This is a genomic window from Sphingobacterium micropteri (genome assembly GCF_014692515.1).
Lineage (GTDB): Bacteria > Bacteroidota > Bacteroidia > Sphingobacteriales > Sphingobacteriaceae > Sphingobacterium > Sphingobacterium micropteri.
The window spans coordinates 270,953-293,563 of record NZ_JACOIK010000002.1; the positions used below are offsets into that span (position 1 = coordinate 270,953).

The window sequence follows — 22,611 nt, forward strand, 5'->3', positions numbered from 1 at the left end:
AATTATAAAACACATCACTATATCAACTCCATCTGAAACAAATCAGCGATATGGCCTTTGAGTTTGCTTTTAACCTCTTCCATATCCAGTTTGTGCCCAAGTTCACGCTCCAGTGAAGTCACATCCTTATCGTCTATGCCGCAGGGGACTATATTTCCGAAATAACCAAGATCTGCATTCACATTGAAAGCGAATCCATGCATCGTTACCCAACGGGAAGCGCGGACGCCCATCGCACATATTTTACGTGCTTTGTCATTATCGGCATCCAGCCAGACGCCGGTGTATCCCTCATATCGCCCAGCTTCTATACCATATTCCGTACATGTTCGGATAACGGCTTCTTCCAGTGTGCGTAGATATAAGTGGATATCAGTAAAAAAATTATCCAAATCCAAGATGGGATAGCCTACAATTTGTCCCGGTCCGTGATAGGTGATATCCCCCCCACGGTTAATTTTATAAAAGGTGACGTTTTTCTCCTTTAGACCTACTTCATCCAACAATAAGTATTCTTCATGGCCACTTTTACCCATGGTATATACATGTGGGTGCTCCGTGAAGATCAGATGATTAGGGGTAGGATGAGCAGTACCGTTTAGCCGGTTTTTGTTCTTGACTGCGACTGTTTGGGTAAATATTTCTTCCTGACGATCCCATGCCTCCTGATAATCGACCAGCCCCCAGTCTGTATATTGTACTTGTTTGTTCATTAAATAGCTATCTATAAGTCGTAAGCTAGTAAAGCAAATTATTATACGGATAGCGTGCCGTATGCATTTTGGAGATGATCTCGTATAGCTTTTGCTTGAATTCCTCGACATTAATTTTCTCCGTAGCCGACAGGAAAATTGCCGGATCGGCGTTTTTTGCCATCCAGGAGTTTCTGAAATCTTCCAACGTCACCTTAATTTCTTCACCATTCTCATCAACCTCTACAGGAGCTTTATAAGCATCAATCTTGTTGAAAATCGTAATAACGGGTTTGTCCAGTGCATGGATATCTTTCAGTGTTTCGTTTACGGCAGCAATATGATCCTCAAAATTAGGGTGGGAGATATCGACCACGTGTATAAGTACATCCGCTTCGCGGACCTCGTCCAACGTGGATTTAAAAGATTCCACCAAATGGTGTGGCAGCTTGCGGATAAACCCGACCGTATCCGAAAGCAGGAAAGGGAGGTTGTCGATAACCACCTTCCGCACCGTTGTATCCAGCGTTGCAAACAGCTTATTTTCCATGAGCACGTCCGATTTGGAGATCATGTTCAATATCGTGGACTTCCCGACATTGGTATAGCCGACGAGGGCGACGCGTATAAGCTCGCCTCGGTTTTTACGTTGGGTTTCATTCTGTTTGTCGATGACCCGTAAGCGTTCTTTCAGCAACGATATTTTATTGAGGATAATCCGTCTATCTGTTTCAATTTGCGATTCCCCCGGTCCGCGCATACCGATACCTCCTCGTTGGCGCTCCAAGTGGGTCCACATACGTGTTAACCGGGGTAACAGATACTGCAATTGTGCCAGCTCGACCTGTGTCTTGGCCTGCGCCGTTTGCGCATGCTTGGCGAAGATGTCCAGAATCAGGTTGGAACGATCCAAGATTTTACGTTTGAGTTCCCGTTCAACGTTGCGGAGCTGTGAAGGTGACAATTCATCGTCGAACACAATCATGTCAATCTCCTCGGCATCCGCATATTGCCGGATTTCTTCCAGCTTACCCGATCCCACAAAAGTGGCGTGTTCGGGCTTGGCTAATTTTTGCGTGAAAACACCTTGTACCTCACCTCCGGCTGTCTGCACGAGGAACTCTAGCTCCTGCAGATAATCTTTTGCCGTCTGCTCTGAAATATCAGGTGTTATCACTGAAACGAGTAAGGCTGTTTCCGGTTTAAGTGCTGTATCGTGTATTTTTGTTTTTCCCATGTATTATTATTTACCGCTGATAGCTTGTATAAATAGAACAATCTTACAAAGATAATGGTTTTTGTGCTAACGTAGAGACGATTCTAGCCAAAGGGTTCCGTTACCTTAATACACGATACAAAGAAATGATGAGGGAAGGATTTTAGATACGAACACGGGATAAAATTGCGACCCTAGAGCTTCAATTCACTTGGAGGCACTCCGAAATATTTTTTGAATGCTATGCTAAAATTGTTTTGATGGGAGAACCCAACTAAATAGGTAACCTCACTAATAGAACGCTGTTCGTCTAACAGCAATTTCTTTGCTTTTTCCATACGAAGCCGGGTAATAAAATCGTAGACGGTTATACCAAAATATTCTTTAAAACCCCGTCGTAGCTTAAATTCATTAAGTCCAACCTCGCGCGAAAGCTCTTTTTGCGTTGGCGGAGCAGCGTATCGCTCGTTCAATATTTCCCTTGCCTGTTCCAGCTTAAAGATATCGTCTCCTTTAATGACTTCCTGTTCCTGTCCATTGCCGCCCAGCTGTTCCAACTGATACATCAAAAGCTCCAAGATACGAGCCTCGGTATGGACGCGTTTTAGTTCTCCTTCCTGTTGGCACTGCATGATGTCGTCGATGACACGGCGCATTTCCAATGTAACAAAGAAATCCTCGTCGGTAAATGAGGTATAATTGCCCCGTTCGATCTCGCGGACAAAATCTTCATGTAGAATCGAGTGCCGGTCGATAAGGTTAAAATAGTAATCCTTACTCAAAACGATAAGGAAATACATGTAGTCAATACCCGATTTGACTTCGTGTTCACTACTCGTCGTCGGGATGTAACGGATATTGTGTCTGCTTCTTCCGTAGAGCGCATTTTTTACCTTTGCGTTGTCGTCTGCTTTCTTGTAGAAAATAAATTGACTACTGACCGTTTCGCCGTTTACTTCGGTATAAATCGTCGTTGGCTTGTCGAATCGCATGGAAGAGTACATCATAAACAACCCGCCGGATGTTACCCGTGTGTTTTCCAAAAAAATAGGCTCTTCCCGGACCGCGATACTCTTTTCGACCAAACTGTAGTTCGGAACATAAGCATCCGGGACGTTTTCTTCAAACAGCCAACCAGATAGTCCTTCGATACGTGATTTGATCAACATGTTAATGCGCTCTACTTCGTTAAACACAAAGGTACATTTTTTGTGTCATTATTTAAAAAGATTCTAAATAACAGCTTGGCTATTATCCACTATTTTCTCCTTCTTCAGGAGAAAATCTAAAGGCAAAGGCCGTACCACTTTGGGCACGATATACGTATGCAATGTCGTTGGATTGAGGACGACATCAGCATCTATTCCAAAAATGGTATAGATATTTCTGGAATTTAATACTTCGGACGGAGTACCATCCATCAACTTTCGTCCATTTTTCATTAGAAACAGGCGGTCAGCATATTGTGCTGCCAAATTGATATCGTGCAAGACAGCTACGACGATCCACCCGTGGTCGGCCAGTGCTCGGGCCAGCGACAAGGTCTGGTGCTGAAATTTGATGTCCATTGCGGAAATCGGTTCATCCAGGAGCAACAGCGCATTTGGCTGTTTCCAGAGTTGAGCGAGCACCCGCGCCAGGTGTACGCGTTGGGATTCACCGCCAGACAGGCTTAAAATAGAGCGATCCTCCAGATGACTCACCCCGCACAGCTCCATGGTCTGCTCCACAGCTTCCAGATCCGCTGTTTGCGGCTGGTGGTTATAATGCGGATATCTTCCCATCATCACAATTTCTTTCACCGTAAAATCCGCTGATACCCGATGTTGCTGCGCCATGGTGGCCCGCATTTTGGCTAAAGAAACAACAGAATAAGTGTCAAGGTTGTTCCCACATAAGTTAACGAGGCCTGCTGTCGGCGTATACTCTCCATTCAACAACTTGATTAAACTCGATTTTCCCGCTCCGTTGGCACCGAGCAAACCCACCATTTCGCCGGGACGAATAGCAAAATTCACCCCTTTCAATATAATATGCTTCTTTATGGTGTATGTCAGGTTTTCTGCTATTAGCATTGTTTAAACTATTATCTTCTTCTTATCGCGTATTAGAATATATAAAAATAACGGCGTGCCGAGTAAAGCGGTTACCACGCCGATGGGTATTTCCGAAGGTATAACGATGGTTCGGGCAATCAGATCGGCTACTGTCAAAATAATACTACCCAGCAAAGCCGATGCTGGTAAAACATATCGATTATCCGAACCACCCAACATGCGCACGGCGTGTGGGACCAATAACCCTACAAAACCGATAATGCCAGATACCGAAACCGCCGCACCCACGGCCATGGTGGATAAGATAATCACCAGGATTTTGATGCGTTGGGGATTTTGCCCCAATTGACTAGCTTCGTGCTCGCCGAGCGCAAAGGCGTTCAACGCCTTTGCCAAAAAAGGTAAACCTGCCACCGCTAATAATACAAAAGGTATCATCGTCCAGACAGCCTCCCAGCTGGCACCTCCTAAGCTTCCCAGCATCCAGAAGGTGATCGTCCGTAGCTGCTGTTCGTCCGAAAGAAAGGAGATTAATCCTGTCAAAGAACCCGCCAATGCATTGATGGCCACACCCGCCAATATCATGGTGCCGATATGTGGCTTTCCGTCGTGCAGGGAGATTCGGTACACCATCCAGGTGGCAATACCGGCACCAGCAAAAGCGCCGACAGCCAATAGATAATGGCCGAACAGTTGACCTAACGAAGCAAAAAGCATCGTTTCGAACGCGATAATGGAGGCAGCGACCAAAGAAGCACCTGCTGATACACCGATTAAACCCGGCTCCGCAAGTGGATTCCGGAAGATTGCCTGGATAGCTGCACCGCTAATACCTAAAGCGGCGCCCACCAGCACACCCAACAGTGTCCGCGGCCAACGGACCAGGTCGATCACACCGCCGTACAGCTCATCTATGGGCGTGGCACGGAATAAACCCACTTTTTGCAGCATATTCAGCCATATTTCTTTCAGCGGTATATAAAAAGCACCAAAACTAAGCGATAAAGCCATTGCCAGCAAGAGGACAATGATCAGGATAAGGTATATGATTTTCTTTTTCAATTCCGATACAACTGTTGATTCAATTCCTTGATTGCCTGTGGTAAACGGATTGAAAAATTGACCAATAGATTTCCGTCCATCGAGATGACCCGTTTGTTTTTGCCGGCATTCGTAAGCGATACACCCGGCATATTTAATACGGCATTCTTTCCGCCTAAACTACTTGTTCCAAAATCAAACAGGAGCAGTACATCGGGATTTGCTTTTATCAATGCTTCTGTGCTATAAGGCTTGAAATCATTAAACTCCTGTACCGCATTGCGACCGCCGGCCAGACCGATGATGGCATCGAGCGAGCTTCCTTTGCCCGCTACACTCATCGTGCCAACACCACGCGCATAGATAAACAGAACCTTGGGTTTGTCTTTACCTGTTGGTAGACTGGCCAGTAGCGATTGTAGATCTGTTTGGAGCTTTTTTACTAAAGCTCTACCTGCTGCTGATGCGTCGATCGCATCGGCAACATCCCGCACAAAGTGTTCTGCTCCTTTTACGGAATATTCCTGTTGTATGGTAACCACTTTTACACCTAATCGCTTCAGCTTGCTCTCCACGGCATAGCTGAGTTCGTCTGGCGGGGTAAGGATCAGATCCGGCCGGAAGCCCAATAGCCCTTCCAACGAAAACGTACGGTCGCGGCTCGCACGTGGTTTCTGTTTGATGGCAGCTGGATATTCGCTCGTGACATCCACCGCAACGATGTTTTTTTCTTTCCCCAGGGCATGCACTGTTTCGCTCAACGCGCCACTTAATGTGATGATACGTTGTTGAGCAGCAGCATTTTGCAGTAGCATGACAGCGAGGAAGAATCCCAATAGACCTACAGATCGTTTCATATTTCTATGCAAAGGAATGATTAATACGAGCCAAAAACAAATGCTTATGTAGACTTATTAAAAATAATACGGATTGCATATAAAGAAATACGGATTCCATATAAGCACTTCCACGGTTGTTGTCCAACTTTGTGGCACTATGGTAAGTACAAAAATCAAAGAGGCTACAAAGCAAGCCCATCAAGAACTAGAGAAGACGGTTGTCTTACAGCTTAAACAAGTTAGGAGCGAAGCAGATTATGCCCGCGTATTGAAAAATTTTTATGCGTATTTCTCCGTTGTGGAGAAAGCCATAGCTCCTTACATCGATAGCAATACATTACCCGATATAGCCGAGCGACGCAATTCGACCTATATCAAAAGAGATATCGAAGAACTGGGCTCGGATGCGACCGATTTGCCTGCGGCATCAGCACCCGTAATCCATAATACCGCACAGGCATTTGGTGCTTTATATGTGTTGGAAGGCTCCATTATGGGCGGACCTTATATCGTGCAGATGCTACAGAAATATGGCATGGAAAAGGGCTTTCATTTCTTCTCTGGATATGGCGCCGACAGTGGAAAGATGTGGCAAACTTTCACCGCTATATTGAACAGTGTTCCGCAAACTGTGGAAGATGAAGAGGCGATGCTGCAAACGGCTAACGAAACTTTCCAACGGTTTGGAGAGGTATTCGCCGGTGCACAGTCTATAGCATAACTTTCTTCTACCATGGAAGAGATCCATAACGTGATAGTGAATAGGTTGACTGCTAAAGGGTATATTATCAGTCAACACCGTCGTATTATTATCGACCATATTTGTAAAATACAGTGTATAGAAAATGTGGATGATTTTTGGGTAAGCATCCGGCAGCAGCATACGATTAGCTGGACAACCGTGTACAACACCCTTCGATTGTTGAAAGAGCTTGGTTACGTACATTGTGCAAAAGTAGATAACCGGCAACAGTTTAATCTTTGCAGTCCAATAGCGCCTCAAAATACAGATTGCATATAAAATAATACGGATTGCATATACAATGTTTAGAAAAGATTGATCACATTTGCGGCATGTTATTTAGAATTGGTTTAAATAAGTTTAAATATGTAGCAGTCGTACTTCTGTTTGCTGCTTGTAGTAAAGATGATGATGCCACACCTTCCATGGAGGATGGCAAAAGTACCGTCATATATGATCTAGCGGGGGATACCAAGGCTTCCATGATGGACGGTGTGGACGGAAAGGAACAACGTGACTTCTATACTTTTTTGTTTGACCTGGAAAGTAAGAGACAGATCTGGCTGCGGCCGGAATCAGATTCCACGATCATGCAAACCGACACATGGGATTTAGCCTTCAATGGGCCGTACAACAGCATCGTGTCTGTCAACAATGCTACACAAGAGAGCAATCCGGGATACGATGGTCCGGCCGATAGAACCGCGATTGTATTATTGCAGCAGTCGTACGAGTCTGTGACTACCGCGCCCAGTGATGCGGAATTTGACAGTAGTAACTTGGTCAGTATAGGCCAAGCAGACAATGAGCAGTCGCCGGGTTGGTATGCTTACAATTCCAGTACGCATGTGATGCGCCCCTATACCAACCGCACGTATGCGTTGCGGTTGCCGGATGGAAAATTCGCAAAACTACAATTGTATAGTGTGTATAAAGGGAATCCGCCGGCGGTTACGGATATGTATTGGCCGGCACCTTATCTCACCTTTAGGTACTACGTGCAACCCGATGGTAGCCGGAATTTGAAAACAAATTAATGAATTTCTGAACATTATCCGCTGATTATTGACAAATGAAAACAACATGTATACCTATGAAAATGAAACTAAGCATCATTCTCTCTGGAGCGATATTGGTCTTATTTGCTTCTTGTGGAGAAGTGTACGACCTCAACGCTTTTGAATGGGAGCCGGAGACGCCGTTGAACGACTCGGTTTTTAATCGGGAGATTACGGTATTAAATTTCCAGCCATTTGAGGGTGTGGAAAATATTCAACAGCCCTCAGATCGTTCCCCTTTGGATGCTGAACAACCAAGTACGTTATTTAGTTTAGAGCGTTTTTCACGAATCCATGACGCCTATACCGTATCAGAACGATGGGATTTGTCGATTGGTGGATTTGGAGATATTACCGCCAATAGTGGAAGTGCTAGGGGAATTGGTTATGGCAGTAATGCTGTCGGTGGATTAGTCGTTCTCGATACATTCTACAGTAAAATCATGGATGTACCGGCAGGAATAATCTTAGAAGTACCCGGCTACGGTGGCTTGGACGCTCAAGGGACAATGTCAACAAGAATAGGGACGACCGTCTATACTTATGGCGGAAATTTTATACGCCCTGATAAGGTCATCAACCGCGATAGCCCGGATCCGGTACTGGCGGAGGAAGCACGGATGTACTCACACATGCTGTATGCACTTTCCGAAGAATTACTACGCACCTTTCCAAACGCAAAAAATATTCATGGAGGTCCTCTTCGTCCGAGAGCGATGATTGTCCGGACGGCAAGAGGGAATTACGCAAAGGTGGAAATGCTTTCTTATTATCATGATATTTTAGACCCGGAGCTTATGCGTCGGGGTTTGGAAAACTTTTTGGTAGGATCGGTGAGTTTCCGCTACATGGTGATCAAGGCAGAAGAACTACGCTTTGGTTTTGTGGAAAGAAGAACCCCTCTAACAATTGATATGACACGTGGCACTAAGATAATTGGTGATTCCTTAAGTAACTAATACGTTTTTAATCATAAATAAATAACAACCATATTCATATAAAATGAAAAATCCTCTCGTTAAAATGTCTCTTCAAAAAAGAATAGCCGCTCTATTGTTTTTTAGTATGTTGATCATATGTTTTAATTCCTGTACAAAAACCGAAATTGTAGAATACGAACCGGAAGCTAAAAACAGGATACTTGCCTACAAGGTCCGCAATACACCACACGAGATTTTGGCGGCAATCAACCAAGAGCAAAATACGATCGACGTACGCTTGCCTTATTATCTCGGTTTGGATTATATATTAGCTGATGTCACCTTAGATCCCGGTGCTACACTTTTGGACGTTGATAGTGTAGAAATCAATTTATTAGAGGACGAATTACAAGCTGTCGCCATTGGAGATACGATTAAGTATATCGTAAGAAGCGAAGATAATCAATATAGGACCTATACCATTACGCAAGAATATACGCCACATCGAGATCCGTTAGTGCTAGCGTTTAGAAATAATAGTTCAACCTCTAATGGGAAGTATTACGATGGAGGAGATCTGTTTCAAAGAGTTAGAGGGTCGTCCCTCGAAGGTCCAGTTTTTATCGAGGGTAATTTCAATTCTCTGAGTATGGAAAGCTTGAAGGTTTACTTCACAAACCAAATAACAGGAGAGAAAATTGAATATAAAAACCCTTCTAAAATGAACTTAGATATTGGTGCAGAAAACTATGTATTATCTTTAGGCTGGCTGGAAGATGCTCCCATAGGATTCTTTGATGTGCATGTTGAGCATCAAGGGCGCCAAATAGATTTGCCGGTTGGATTAGCGATCGCTGAATATTCAATGCCTACTAGAAATAATCTATCAGGAACGATTGCTTTTCAAGATGGCACGAATGCGGCACCATCAAGTTTTGATAAAGTGTTTAAGAAAAGCGAAGCAACGATTACCAGAACTTTGGATAAACGCTACGAAGGCTCTACCGCTTTCATAGGCGTCAAACGTGTGTATTTAAAAGTGGATGCGGATGCAAAGTTTACACAAGCACCAGCAGGTTTTGTAGAGGACTTTGTAGGGAAAGAAATTGATATGGAAATCTTAAAATCAGAAAAGTACGAACTGTCATTTCGTTTCCCAAATCTTCCGATAGGGGTGTACGAAATGAAATCGGGTTCCGACGGTGTACTACAGACACCATTTAACGTGTATGTCGAGTACGAAAATAATCCAGAATTGGGAATCGCTTGGGGTAAAGATAATATAACCTGGTTTTTTGGAGGTTTTCAATTTGACAGAACGACCAACATACGCACATTAAGATTCAGTGTACAGAACTAATATTGATATAATTTTAATTAATCATAGAACAATAATTTATGTCTACTCCAAACAAAAATATTTACATATTGTATAAGATATTAAGCCTTATATGTTTAAGCACAGTTTTGTTTTTTACGCAATCGTGCTCAAAAACAGAATACGAACAACTAAAAAGACCATATGCAGACATTCAGGCGTTTACAATAGCTGGCTATGGTCTGGTTGACTCCATTGATGCGGTAATTGCCGGCGATAGCATTACCATCTATTGGGATGATGCCGTGCCGTTACCGGCGGAAATATCGCCATCAATTAGCCTGTCAGCTGGTGCTACAATTGAGCCGAAAGCAAATGTAAGTGTCCCCTTTTCCCGTAATACCATTTATATCGTTACAGCCGAAAATGGTGACAAGCGCGAGTATAGATTAGTGCCAAAAAAAAATAGAGAAATTCCAAGGCTTCAAGGCTTACTAGTTGATGCTTTTGCTTGGTTGAGTAGACCAGAAATTACGTTACGTGGAGAATACTTTATGGCAGCTCCGCTCGATCAGTACAAAGTGTATATGCAACGGTTGAGAGATGGTGTTGAGTTTGACTTGGAAATAGATCCAAGTACGATTACACCACATCAGATTAATGCAAAACTTCCAGCGTTTACCATGGAACAAGATACGGGTCTGCATCGCATTTGGGTAGATTTGGGCGGCGTACGTACCGAAAGTCTGGAGCTGGATTTGTACCAGCCAACATTGAAAAATGAACAATATACGATTGCATATCCGTCGGGTACACAAACTGTAGGTCCGGGTCAAACGATTACGATTCAGCATGAAATTAAAGATGAATCGGATGGTGCAGCAGCTCGTTATTATCTAGGAGAAAATATTTTGCATATCCGATTGGGTATTCGTCCATCAGATTCTAACGGAGCCCTACAATACCACGAAGTTGACATAGAATCTATTACAGAATCTTCGGTCACATTTAAGATTCCTAGTGATTTCTCGCAGTATATAGACTACGATATAATAAGCTCGCAAGTGATATATAAAGCTTACACGATGGGCGTTATGTGGGGAAGTTATACTACGGCCATATCTATTTCATCGGGGCTTCCGCAACGTGCATATATAAAAATCGCAGCAGCAGAATAGACGCAAAACAATTACAGACCAATGAGATATTTTATCATTCTATTATTGTTAGGGTTAACCGTGTCGTCTTGCTATAAGTTGGAGGATTTAGCCCCTAATTACGAGGATGGACATAGTACGATAGTTTATGATTTGCCGGGTGACACATTGGCTACGGATGGTTGGGAACATCAATTAGAAGATGGGGATCTTTTTATAAGACAGCGTTATTACAACTCACCTTGGACAGATTCGATTCGTTTTTTTCCGTTGGATAATGAGTTGATCAATGGCGCGATAAATGTGAATAGCAGTTCTGAAAATGATATCCGTTGGTTGAACCCATCTTCTTCTCATCCGGCATTAGTTGTAGAAAACGATGCTTATTTAAATACTACGGATAACTTTCATTACATCAGACGTTCAGATAGCTGGTATCAGATGGAAATTAATATGGATTTTGCTGATACATTGCAGGTCGATGAGGATTATGAAGTCAATTGGCGTGGTTTTCTGGCACAAGCACCACGAAATCCTGCTATTAATTGGGCTTATCGAAATAATCGAAACAATCGGGTATATGTCTATAACGGGATAGCTTGGGAGGTGTTGATGCGATCTGCTAATTATCGCAATAATCTGGATTTTATTGAAGTACAATTCAGTCGTAGTGGCAAAGAAGCCGGTCGATATAGTCCATTCCTGTTCCGTTTCAGTGACCATTGGCAGCATTTCCTTCGTGACAATGCAGACTCCTTAAGGTATCTGCGTACCGATGAGTGGGATTTGGCTTTTACGGGCGAATACAATGGTGTCGTCTTCCTCAATAATGGCCAAGCGAAGCTTAGTCCGGCGTCGGGCAGCCCCCTCCGCCACGCCGTCATCATGTATGAGTATGGGTACGATTTTATGGACGAAGCCCCGGAGGATGAGTTTTTCGACAACCGGCCGGCAGATCAAATGCAAATGACCTACGACTCGCAGTATGGACCAGGCATCAATTCCTGGTTTGAACTAGGTGCCACGGGTATAGCTAAACCCTTTCCCTACCGGGCATATTACTTACGGTTACAACAACCGGAAGGGAGTCCACACAAATATCTGTACGGCAAACTGCAGTTGATCTCCATGTACAAAGGAGCTCCCGAGACACTGACCGACCGTAACTGGCCTTCACCCTATCTAACATTCAGGTACTTTATCCAGAAAGACGGAAGCAGGAATTTAAGGACGAAGGATTAATCTCGTGATTGGTGACTCGTGATCTCTTACTAGTCCCGAACAACGAACAATAAAGACACATGAACAAATACATCATAACGGCATTTTTGCTGTTCTCTATACTGATGCAGGCCTACGCCCAACAGCAAACCGTCGTACAAGGTAAGGTGACGGATAGCAAAGCAAAACCCTTGCCGGGGGCAACCGTATCGGTGGGAATGAAATCCATGCGGACGGATAATAATGGGCTGTACCGCCTTACCGAAATCCCCGCCGGCGAAACAGCTCTGCGCGTGCAGCTTATCGGCTTCCGGATGTTTACGGATACCATCCGATTATCTGCTGGAACCAATATCTACGATGTGACGCTGAGGGCCGATAATAGTGAGCTGGAGAGTGTTTCCGTATCGGCAGAGCGCCGCAGCCACAGCAACACGGAATCTTTGGTGAAAATCGAAAATACAATCATGCCCGTTACCATTATTGACCGTCGTACCATCGAGCTGATGGGAAGCAGGCGTCTCGATGAGGTCGTTAAGGAGCAGACCGGCATCGCGATTGTCAACGATATTGGTGCAGGTGCCCGCTCCGTAGGGGTACAGATGCAAGGGTTTGGCAGCGAATATGTGATGGTGCTGATCGACGGGCAGCCCATCGTGGGGCGTAACAACGGGAATTTTGATTTGTCACGGATTAGTGTCAATAATATTGAACGCGTGGAGATTACCAAAGGTGCAGCATCCAACATCTATGGAGGTGACGCACTTGGCGGCACAATTAATATCATCACACGTCAAGTTGTGACCGATCCACAGGCCATCGTTTCTGCGGCCTACGGAAGTAACGAGACGGTCGACGTCTCGCTGGACGGCGAAGCTCCCGTTTTGAATGAGAAGGGCATCCTGTCCTTGGGTGGAAATTTCTACCGTACCGGCGGATTCAATACGACAAAAGGACTGATTTCGGGTAGCACCATGCCTCCATACGATAACTATGCAGGGCATGCCCGATTCCGGTACAAGTTTAACGAACGCAATGCCATGTCGGTCAGCGGCCGCTATGGGCTGCGCCGTAGCTTTATGGATAAGGCCTTTTCCGGAACCGATTATCAGACCAACGATGCCCTCGAAGACCGCGATCTCAACCTGATGGCCAACTTTGACCATCGTTTCAGCGATCGTTGGCGCAGCATGACCCGCTACTACTTTACACGTTTTGATAATGACAATTTTGTAGCACTTACACAGGGAGACAGCCTGAGCCAGTCCAGTTTCGGACAAACCCTCCACCGTCTCGAGCAACAGATAGCGTATAGCATACCGGATAAATTGGATGTCATTACCGGGGCCGGTGGTACCATCGAAAACATCGATGAGACTATCTTGACCGGTATTGATGAGATCAAAACATACTTTGCCTATTCGCAAGCAAATTGGCATATCATTCCCAAGCTGGAGGTGACTTTCGGACTGCGTTACGACAAGATTGTGGACTACGGATGGCGACTGGATCCGAGCGCCGCACTGAAATATGAGATACTTCCCAACCTAACCGCCAAGATGGCCTACGGTACGGCATTCAAAGCACCCGATATGAAAAAACTCTATCAAGTTTCCTATGATCCAGGTATTAACAGCATGCTTTTAGGTACCTATACTATGCTCGATGTCATGAATTCACTTCGACAGAGCGGTCGCGTGAGCCAGTATGAACTGGAGTCCATTTACGATGAAATCAAAGGGCTGGCACTGAACGCCGAGCAAAGTAAGTCTTACAACTTTAGCCTGATCTGGGAATCGACTGACCGGAAGATCCGGGCAGAGGCCAGTGCGTTCCATCACGACATCAAAAACCAGATTAACCGGGTGCGGATAGGGCAGGACATCGATGGTGGGCATATTTATTCGTATATGAACAACCCCGAAGCGTATTATCAAGGAGCTGACTTTTCATTTACCTACAGTCCGTTCCGTGATCTGTTTATCAGCGGCGGCTACCAATACTTGATTGCTAAAGACCGTACGGTCGCCAATGAGATACGGGAGGGCGGACAGTTTTTTGATCCGTTGTTTGATCCAGTAGGAGGATCGGTTAATTATAACCCATCTGCGAGCGACTATTGGGGAATTGAAAACCGGTCAAACCATATGTTCAATGCACGTGTCTTCTATACTTATCAGCCATTGGATATGACCTTCAATTTTCGACTTAACTATAGAGGGAAATATCCTTTTAGTGATCGAAATAACAATGGTTATCTTGATCGGTTCGATACCTTTGTCCGTGGACATTATCTGCTCAACGCCGGGATTGAGAAAAAATTTCCGGCACAGCGCCTTGCCATTCGTGCCACGACGGAAAATATGTTGAATTTTATTGACTCAAAGATGCCTTTCCAGCCCGGAAGAGTATATTTCGTAGGACTGACATATAATCTGCATAAATAGTGATGATTTATAACTGCGGTACGTCGGTGATATTATTACGTTATATTTTTGTCTTGCTGCTAGCGATAACAGCCTCCTTTTCCTACGCGCAGACGGGTCGTTTTTGGGGTAAGATCTCCGATGAAAAAGGAGAGGCATTGCAAGGCGTAACGATTACGCTGGAACCGGATAAACACATCATGCAGACCGACCAGCGTGGTCTATTTGCTATCGACGACCTATACCCTGGTACCTACCGGCTCTCGGCTTCCCATAAGGACTATGTTACGTACAGCGATACGGTTGTTATTGCCTTGGGGAAATCTGTCGAAAGACAAATCGTGCTACAGCATATACGCACGATAGCGGAGGTTGTGGTCAGTGCGGCAGTGACAGAGCAAGAATCACCCGATCAGTTGTTAAAATTGAGCCGCTCAGCGATGCCGGTACAAGTCATCAGCCGGCAGATGATCGAGCAGATGGGTAGCCGGCGTTTAGATGAGGTGCTCAAAGAGCAGACCGGTATGGCGATCGTCAATAATATTACGGGCGGCAATCGCTCGGTGGGCGTACAGTTGCAGGGCTTTGGCAGTGAGTACGTCATGGTACTTATTGATGGCCAACCGATAGTAGGACGGAACAATGGAAATTTTGATTTATCCAGAATATCGGTCAGCAACATTGAACGCATAGAAATTGTTAAAGGTGCTTCTTCCTGTTTATTCGGTAGCGATGCTCTCGGCGGTGCTATTAATATTATTACCCGATATGGTGCAGTGGAGCCGCAGGCGCAGTTGGCGTTGCGGTATGGATCGTTGAATATGGTTGACGCTACTGTTGATGCTGAGGCCCCATTTGCGTATCAGCGGGGTTCGGTGCAGCTTAGCGCCAATTATTACCGCACGGATGGATTCAATACCAACCCGTATTTATCTTCCGGTCAATCCAGCCCACCATATCAAAATTTTGATACACAGGCTCGCATACGCTATCAGCTGGGCCGACAAACCTATTTAGGCACGAGTATACGCTATGGCGTACGTCGATCGGACATGACCAAAAACTGGGGCGATGAATGGCAAGCCAGCGATCAGCAAGACGAAAAAGATGTTAATTTTTCCTTGAATCTCGACCATACGTTTCGGTCTGGCCTTCGTAGCATGAGCCGTTACTATCTAACGGATTATCATGTGGATCAGGCGAACCGTTGGCAGGGGAACGACCATAACAGTGGTGAACTTTCGTTCAGACAGACGGTACACCGTTTTGAACAGCAATTCGCTAAAAGCTATCGGAACGGAATGAGTCTGACAGGTGGTTTAGGCGGCAGCATGGAGCATATGGACGACAAGGCGCTTGGTGATATTCCCGTTCTCACGACGGCCTTTGCCTACCTCCAGGGGGACAAACGGTTCTGGGAAAAACTGGATGTGCGCGGTGGACTGCGCTACGACCAGACCAGTTCATACGGTGGTCGTATCAATCCCAGTTTTGGGCTTCAATATTACATCAATGAGAAAATATCGCTTAAAACGGGTATAGGTTCAGGTTTTAAAGCGCCCGACTACCGCATGCGCTATCTTGTTTTCTTTAATCCTTCAGCCAGCTATCTGGTTATTGGTAACGATGTGTTAAGGGAGACGTTGCAGCAAATGCAAAGCAATGGAGAAATCAGTGAGATTTTTCATATCGCCGATCAGCTCGATCAAAACTTGAAACCTGAGCAAAGCACTTCCTTTAATTTCGGACCACAATATAAGCCAACAGCCCAAATAACGCTTGAAGGCGGTGTTTTCTATCATTACTTAAAAAACCAGATCGATGCGATACCGGTTGCTACTGGGACAGGCATCAGTCAATTGTATACTTACCGAAATTTGCCCAAAGCGACTAACAAGGGGATAGACGTTAACATACAGTGGCAATTGAATGATAAAGTCAATATTCAAGCGGGTTATCAATATCTTATCGCCAAAGACCTCAGTGTTGCCGACAGCATACGGGGCGGTAATTGGCCATATAATCAAAATCTGCACAATCCTAAAACGGGCGAATCACCTCCGCCAAAGGTGTCAGATTACTGGGGAATCGTAAATCGCTCCAGGCACATGTTGAACGCCCGCGTTTTTTACCACTTCAGACCTTGGGATGTCCGTATTTCACTTCGTGCCAATTATAGAGGAAAATATCCTTTTGCTGATTATAACAATAATCAGTTTATTGACCGGTTTGATACTTTTGTTCCGGAACACGTGTTGTTGAATACTTTTGTCGAAAAGCGGTTGTTACAAGACAGGCTTCTCCTCTCCTTCACCGTGGATAATATACTCGATTTCAAAGACCAGCTCATGCCCAGTCAACCCGGAAGGATGTTTATCGGTGGTATTTCTTATCGCCTGCAACGATAAGATCACAACCATTATCTGCTACGGAAAATTGATTTTGAGTTCCATACGGCCTTTTACACCCAACGTGTCATAGATCATTTTCAAATGATATTTTACAGAGAGAAATGAAGACCGTTAAGAAATCTTATCCCAGGAAATACCCGGTGACCGCTGATTAAGATAATGTGCCAACAGCGTGTTTTTCTCGGCGGAAAGTGAGGGGTCTTCCTTGAATATTTCTATAACGCTATGACGCGCTTCCGTAAGAAGGGCTTGATCGGACGCTAGATTAGCGATTTTCATTTCGAGCACACCAGACTGTTGTGTGCCGGAAATGTCGCCCGGTCCACGGAGCTGTAAGTCGACTTCGGCAATCTCAAAGCCATCCGAAGTGCGTACCATGGTTTCCAGTCGGGTCTTCCCTTCTTTGCTCAGCTTATGTGTTGTCAACAAGATGCAGAAAGATTGCTCCGCACCCCGACCTACGCGACCACGGAGTTGATGTAGCTGCGATAATCCGAAACGCTCTGCATTTTCTATGATCATCACGGAGGCGTTCGGTACATTCACCCCGACCTCAATAACGGTCGTAGCAACCATAATTTGCGTTTCGCCTTTAACAAAGCGCTGCATCTCGAAATCCTTATCCTTGACGGGCATCTTACCATGTACGATACTGATTTTGTACTGTGGTAATGGAAACTCCCGTTGCAGGTTCTCCAAACCCGCTTCGAGGTATAGTAAATCCATTTTTTCACTTTCCTTAATTAACGGATAAACAACATAAATCTGTCGTCCTTTGGCAATTTCCTCCCGCATAAAGCCGAATACCCGCAAACGTTGATTTTCGTAGAAGTGTACCGTTTTTATAGGCTTACGTCCCGCTGGCAGTTCGTCGATAACCGAAATATCCAGATCGCCATACATGGTCATCGCCAGCGTACGCGGTATCGGGGTCGCCGTCATGACCAACATGTGTGGCGGCACAATATTCTTACGCCATAGTTTTGCGCGCTGCTCTACACCAAAACGATGTTGTTCGTCAATGACTACGAAACCGATGTTTTTAAACTTTACCTTATCTTCAATGAGTGCATGTGTTCCGATGAGGATATCCAACGTTCCCTCTTCCAGTTGTTCATGTATCAATCGTCTCTCCCTGATCGCTGTAGAGCCTGTTAACAACTTAACAGTACAAAGTTCGTCGCCCAGCAATGCACGAATTCCAGCGAAATGTTGCTGTGCCAGGATCTCGGTTGGTGCCATCATACAAGCTTGGTATCCGTTATCGATGGCGATCAGCATGGACATTAATGCCACAACCGTTTTACCGGAACCTACATCACCCTGTACAAGTCGGTTCATCTGTGCCCCCGTGTTCGTATCTTGTCGAATTTCCTTGATAACTCGTTTTTGGGCATTTGTTAGCGGAAAAGGAAGCCGCTCATTAAAAAAAGTATTGAATTTGTCACCTACTTTGTCAAAGCAATGACCTTTATATTTTTGCGTATTTAACTGCTTATTACGCAACAACCGAAGCTGAATAAAAAACAATTCCTCAAATTTCAGCCGCCGGATGGCTGCGTTTAAATCCGGCGTATTTTGGGGGAAATGGATCGCAAGCATCGCCCGGGCATAATCCATCAATTGGTGCTTTTCCAACAGATAGGAGGGGAGTGGCTCCTGCAATGTGCTGAAAACCGTTTCCAACGCCGTTTGTTGCAATCGCTGTATACCTCTGGTATCAAGATTAAATTTTTTGAGTTTTTCGGTCGATGAATATACAGGCTGCATGGTTAGGTTACCAATTTTCTTTTCCTGCACATGGAATAATTCCATCTCGGGGTGCGTGATAGAGATCTGACCGTTAAATTCGGAAGGTTTGCCATAGATGATATAAGCAGACCCTACTTTCAAGCTTTTTTTTAGCCAGGTGATGCTTTGAAACCACACCAGTTCGATGCCGCCGGTGTCGTCCCGGAATTGACCAACTAGTCTTCGTGCTCTTTTTTCTCCAATTTCCTGAATAGAAATAAGGCGTCCCAAAATCTGTGCACCGATCATATCGGGATGCAACTGACGAATTTTGTGAAACTGTGTGCGATCGATGTACCGAAAAGGGTAATGAGATAGTAAATCGCCAATAGTAAAAATCTGTAGCTCTTTTTTGAGTACGTCTGCCTTTTGCGGCCCCACACCTTTTAGGTATTCGATCGGGGTTATTACAGATAAATTAGCCATTCCTAAGAACGGCTAATTTACAAATAAATATTATTTATTTGGTTACGACTGGTGAGTTGGTTCCGATATTGAAAAACTCCGGTTTGCCATCCACACAACGAACCCCCGTAGGAGATGTTATATACATACAATCAGAAGCAACGTTATATTTCTTGTTGTATTCTCGCTCCAATTGTGTATATTTTTCAATCAAGTCCAGTAAATTGCCCGATTCATCAGCGGCCTCGGGATAAGGAATATATTCCTGCGGACCGCCGCATGCTTTGCTTCCCAATGCTTGAGGGCGCCAGTCTTCCGCATTTTCACATGGTACAGCATCTATTAAGTCTACTATTTCCTGTCGCATTTTGGCTAATCTTTCACGATCGGCCTCCTGATTACTGCCGACTTCTGATTTTTCACAAGCAAATACAATTCCGAGCGTCATTAATAACATTAAAAATCTTTTCATGGCATATAGTATTTAGTTTATCACATTATAAAAATGAACGTACATTTTATATGGAACGCTACGTTTGGTTCTGTGGTTTAATAAGTTAAACCAATTTTGTGCCATAACAGTTTGTTGTTTAGTTAGTTTTACCGCACTTTCGTTATAAATTCTTTTAATGTTTTCCAATTAAAAAGAACAATAGCAAATAAGATGAAGGCATAGGCCAGATATTTATGTGGTGCAACGGACTCCTGGAAATAGGTAATCGCCAAAGTGAATGCAATGAGTGGATTGACATAAAGAAGAACCCCCGTAGTAGAGGACGATATACGTGTTAGCGCATACATGCTGAAAAATAACGGGATGATTGTGAAAACGACGGCTATTGTCAGTATGCTAAACCAAAAAAAAGGCTCCTTAGGAACAGCATGTTGATTAATGAAAAGCTTAGGAATGACAAATAACGAACAGAGTGTTAGCTGGACGGCTAACATATTCAGCTTGTCAAACCCCTGCGAGGCGCGTTGAACGATTAAATAAAGGGCGTATAACGAAGCAATACTTATGGACCAGAGTACATCTGTAAGCGAACCGGTTGCCAATGTAATCGCGCTAATCAATGCAATGCCAAGAGCGGTCCTTTTTAAAGGTCCGAGTTGTTCTTTAAGAATGAAAAATGCCGCTATGGCGGTAATAAGCGGGCAGATGAGGTAAGCAAACGCCGCAGATTGTACGCTGATGTGATTAACGGCATAGATGTAGGTGAACCAATTTCCAAAAATCAGCACGGAAGCCGATATAGTGAGTCCAATCGTTTGGGTTTGCCGGTGGCTTGGTAACCGTTTAAAGACGGCTATATCTCGTTTTAAAAACTTGAATCGGAATAGAAAGATAAATAACCATAGTACGGTAAGTGCAGCCAGAATGCGATAGTATAAAATATCTTGTGCCGAATATTCCCTTACCCAACGTACCGGAATAGCCATAAACCCCCATATTAGGGGAGCCAAAAAAGCCGCAAGAAAATAATTCCTGCGACTTTCCGTTTTCGCTGGTTGTTGTTCCACGAGCTATGCTTTCCAGGCAATAACGGATATTTCTACGTTCACGTTTTTAGGAAGTGTCTTGACCGCTACCGTTTCACGCGCAGGCTGATTCTCGGTGAAATATTGCGAATATACCTCGTTGATGGTAGCGAAATCATCCATATTGGAGATGAAAATGCTCGCTTTTACGACATCGTTGAGCGTATACCCAGCATGTGTTAAGATAGCTTGTACATTTTTTAAAACCTGATGGGTTTCATCTGCTACACCGCTATTGATTAACTCCATCGTTTCGGGAATCAAAGGGATTTGTCCAGAAACATATAATGTGTTTCCCGCTTGAATAGCTTGATTATAAGGTCCGATAGCTGCCGGGGCCTTTTCGGTATTTAATATCTGTTTGTTTGACATGATGATAAGTTACTTTGAAAAAAATATTTTATAGATAATGGCCAAAATAAACACGGATATCGCAACGATATTCATGATGCGCATAGCTTTTCTGTTGAATCGGGATGATTCAGAAAGTTGTGGTTTCGTCTCCTTTGGCTCCATGGTGCTAATTTACAATGGAAAATCTAAAAAATCAAAAGTGGACGCATTAATCCGTTCTAAACTTTGCGTAAGTTTATATGTTCCATAACTTAGTACAAAAAATATTCAAATGAGAACAGGTAAAATTGCATTGATGAACGGCCATATTTTCAATGGAGATCATGTTTTTTCAGATCATGCCTTGGTTATGCAAGGAGAGAAGATTGTCGGAATATGTCCTGCATCTGCGGTCCCTGAAGAAGCAGAGCGGATCGATGCAAAGGGTGCTAATATCTGTCCGGGGCTTGTTGACTTACAGGTATATGGTGCCGGCGATGACCTTTTTTCAGCCGAATTGACAACGGAAAGCATTGTCCGGATTGAGCGCCGACTGCTAGCGCAAGGATGTACTTCTTTTGTCTTGACTTTAGCGACGAATACGATAGCCGTATTTAAAGAGGCTATACGCATATTTAATAACTATCAGCCTCAATCAGCTATAGGGTTGCATCTAGAAGGGCCCTTTCTCAATCCGCAAAAAAGAGGGGCGCATCCTGCGGAGCTCATTGTATCGCCATCTGTCGAACTCATTTCAGATTTATTGGAGGAAGATCGAGGTGCTGTTAAAATGATGACAATTGCTCCTGAACAAATCAATGCGGAGAGCCTGGACTTGCTTGTACAACGTTCCATATTGCTTAGTGCAGGGCATAGTGCTGCCAGTTTTGAACAGGGTATGCAGGGTTTCGATAAAGGCATAAAAGCAGCTACTCATCTATGGAATGCGATGTCATCTTTTCATCATCGTGATATTGGGCTCCCGGGAGCCGTATTTAGGCATCCCGGAGTTTCTGCATCGATTATCGTAGACGGTATACATGTGGATTTTCAAGCGGTAAAAATTGCAAAAGAGTTGATGGGAAGGCGTTTATTTCTGATTACCGATGCGGTTGCAACATGCCATAAAGGAATTTATCAGCATGTGCTCAATGACGATCATTATATCTTGCCTGACGGAACGCTGAGTGGTTCCGCACTTTCGTTACTGGGTGCCATGCGAAATTGTGTCGAATACGTAGGTATACCCTTGGAGGAGGCTGTTCGGATGGCGACCTGCTATCCGGCAAATTTAATTGGAAGATCCGATATTGGGAATCTCGATGCGGGATCACGGGCAAATGTATTGGTGTTTGATGCTGGCTTTAATGTTCATGCTGTGTATTGCCAAGGGGAAAAGGTTGTAGCTTAAATGGATCAGACTTCAATCAATTTAACATTTTCAT

At 44.3% G+C, this 22,611-nt stretch carries 21 protein-coding genes; 11 read left to right on the forward strand and 10 right to left on the reverse strand.

Features of this window, described 5'->3' with window-relative positions:
* Positions 1–17: 17 nt before the first annotated feature.
* The 6 genes from lipB to H8B06_RS03755 all read right to left on the reverse strand — a co-directional run bounded on the left by lipB (position 18) and on the right by H8B06_RS03755 (position 5,863).
* Positions 18–713, reverse strand: a complete 696-nt coding sequence (lipB, locus tag H8B06_RS03730) for a lipoyl(octanoyl) transferase LipB (RefSeq protein ID WP_190992959.1) — start codon at positions 711–713, stop codon at positions 18–20.
* A 25-nt stretch (positions 714–738) separates the two neighbouring features.
* Positions 739–1,929: a GTPase HflX gene (gene hflX, locus H8B06_RS03735; protein WP_190992960.1), complete on the reverse strand. Its 1,191-nt coding sequence runs from the start codon at positions 1,927–1,929 to the stop codon at positions 739–741.
* A 173-nt stretch (positions 1,930–2,102) separates the two neighbouring features.
* On the reverse strand, positions 2,103–3,104 hold the full coding sequence (locus H8B06_RS03740) for a helix-turn-helix transcriptional regulator (RefSeq protein ID WP_317170841.1): 1,002 nt from the start codon (positions 3,102–3,104) through the stop codon (positions 2,103–2,105).
* 36 nt (positions 3,105–3,140) lie between these two features.
* On the reverse strand, positions 3,141–3,983 hold the full coding sequence (locus H8B06_RS03745; RefSeq protein ID WP_190992961.1) for a heme ABC transporter ATP-binding protein: 843 nt from the start codon (positions 3,981–3,983) through the stop codon (positions 3,141–3,143).
* Between the two features lie 3 nt (positions 3,984–3,986).
* Entirely contained in the window at positions 3,987–5,027 is a 1,041-nt protein-coding gene (locus H8B06_RS03750; protein ID WP_223857456.1) for a FecCD family ABC transporter permease, read from the reverse strand.
* Positions 5,024–5,863, reverse strand: coding sequence for a heme/hemin ABC transporter substrate-binding protein (locus H8B06_RS03755; protein ID WP_190992962.1), 840 nt, complete (start codon positions 5,861–5,863; stop codon positions 5,024–5,026). The genes H8B06_RS03750 and H8B06_RS03755 overlap by 4 nt, the downstream gene beginning before the upstream one ends.
* A gap of 139 nt (positions 5,864–6,002) precedes the next feature.
* On the opposite strand from H8B06_RS03755, the gene H8B06_RS03760 reads away from it, so the two are divergent.
* From H8B06_RS03760 to H8B06_RS03800, 9 genes are all read left to right on the forward strand, one after another.
* Positions 6,003–6,566 carry a biliverdin-producing heme oxygenase gene (locus tag H8B06_RS03760; RefSeq protein WP_190992963.1) on the forward strand — a complete coding sequence of 188 codons (564 nt, stop codon included), beginning with the start codon at positions 6,003–6,005 and terminating at the stop codon, positions 6,564–6,566.
* A 12-nt stretch (positions 6,567–6,578) separates the two neighbouring features.
* Entirely contained in the window at positions 6,579–6,866 is a 288-nt protein-coding gene (locus H8B06_RS03765) for a transcriptional repressor (protein ID WP_190992964.1), read from the forward strand.
* 53 nt (positions 6,867–6,919) lie between these two features.
* The gene (locus tag H8B06_RS03770; RefSeq protein ID WP_190992965.1) at positions 6,920–7,624 is read left to right on the forward strand and encodes an HmuY family protein; all 705 of its coding nucleotides are present in this window, start codon (positions 6,920–6,922) and stop codon (positions 7,622–7,624) included.
* Positions 7,625–7,680: 56 nt separating this feature from the next.
* A complete protein-coding gene (locus H8B06_RS03775; protein WP_190992966.1) occupies positions 7,681–8,604 on the forward strand; it encodes a hypothetical protein in 924 nt (307 codons plus the stop codon).
* 43 nt (positions 8,605–8,647) lie between these two features.
* Positions 8,648–9,925 (forward strand): hypothetical protein, encoded by a 1,278-nt coding sequence (locus H8B06_RS03780; RefSeq protein WP_190992967.1) that lies wholly within the window; start codon positions 8,648–8,650, stop codon positions 9,923–9,925.
* Between the two features lie 68 nt (positions 9,926–9,993).
* A complete protein-coding gene (locus H8B06_RS03785) occupies positions 9,994–11,061 on the forward strand; it encodes a hypothetical protein (RefSeq protein ID WP_190992968.1) in 1,068 nt (355 codons plus the stop codon).
* A 21-nt stretch (positions 11,062–11,082) separates the two neighbouring features.
* Complete coding sequence (locus H8B06_RS03790; RefSeq protein ID WP_190992969.1) at positions 11,083–12,282, forward strand: hypothetical protein; 1,200 nt, start codon at positions 11,083–11,085, stop codon at positions 12,280–12,282.
* 59 nt (positions 12,283–12,341) lie between these two features.
* Positions 12,342–14,708, forward strand: coding sequence for a TonB-dependent receptor (locus H8B06_RS03795; protein ID WP_190992970.1), 2,367 nt, complete (start codon positions 12,342–12,344; stop codon positions 14,706–14,708).
* A 2-nt stretch (positions 14,709–14,710) separates the two neighbouring features.
* Positions 14,711–17,095, forward strand: a complete 2,385-nt coding sequence (locus H8B06_RS03800) for a TonB-dependent receptor (protein WP_190993070.1) — start codon at positions 14,711–14,713, stop codon at positions 17,093–17,095.
* 114 nt (positions 17,096–17,209) lie between these two features.
* Here H8B06_RS03800 and recG read toward each other — a convergent pair whose 3' ends face one another.
* From recG to H8B06_RS03820, 4 genes are all read right to left on the reverse strand, one after another.
* On the reverse strand, positions 17,210–19,315 hold the full coding sequence (gene recG, locus H8B06_RS03805; protein WP_190992971.1) for an ATP-dependent DNA helicase RecG: 2,106 nt from the start codon (positions 19,313–19,315) through the stop codon (positions 17,210–17,212).
* 34 nt (positions 19,316–19,349) lie between these two features.
* On the reverse strand, positions 19,350–19,766 hold the full coding sequence (locus H8B06_RS03810) for a hypothetical protein (RefSeq protein ID WP_190992972.1): 417 nt from the start codon (positions 19,764–19,766) through the stop codon (positions 19,350–19,352).
* A 128-nt stretch (positions 19,767–19,894) separates the two neighbouring features.
* Complete coding sequence (locus H8B06_RS03815; protein ID WP_317170844.1) at positions 19,895–20,815, reverse strand: EamA family transporter; 921 nt, start codon at positions 20,813–20,815, stop codon at positions 19,895–19,897.
* Positions 20,816–20,818: 3 nt separating this feature from the next.
* Positions 20,819–21,205 carry a RidA family protein gene (locus tag H8B06_RS03820; RefSeq protein ID WP_190992973.1) on the reverse strand — a complete coding sequence of 129 codons (387 nt, stop codon included), beginning with the start codon at positions 21,203–21,205 and terminating at the stop codon, positions 20,819–20,821.
* A gap of 37 nt (positions 21,206–21,242) precedes the next feature.
* Between H8B06_RS03820 and H8B06_RS20575 the strand changes: the two genes are divergently transcribed.
* On the forward strand, positions 21,243–21,437 hold the full coding sequence (locus H8B06_RS20575; protein ID WP_223857457.1) for a hypothetical protein: 195 nt from the start codon (positions 21,243–21,245) through the stop codon (positions 21,435–21,437).
* A gap of 21 nt (positions 21,438–21,458) precedes the next feature.
* Positions 21,459–22,577 (forward strand): N-acetylglucosamine-6-phosphate deacetylase, encoded by a 1,119-nt coding sequence (gene nagA, locus H8B06_RS03825; protein WP_190992974.1) that lies wholly within the window; start codon positions 21,459–21,461, stop codon positions 22,575–22,577.
* Positions 22,578–22,611 lie beyond the last annotated feature (34 nt).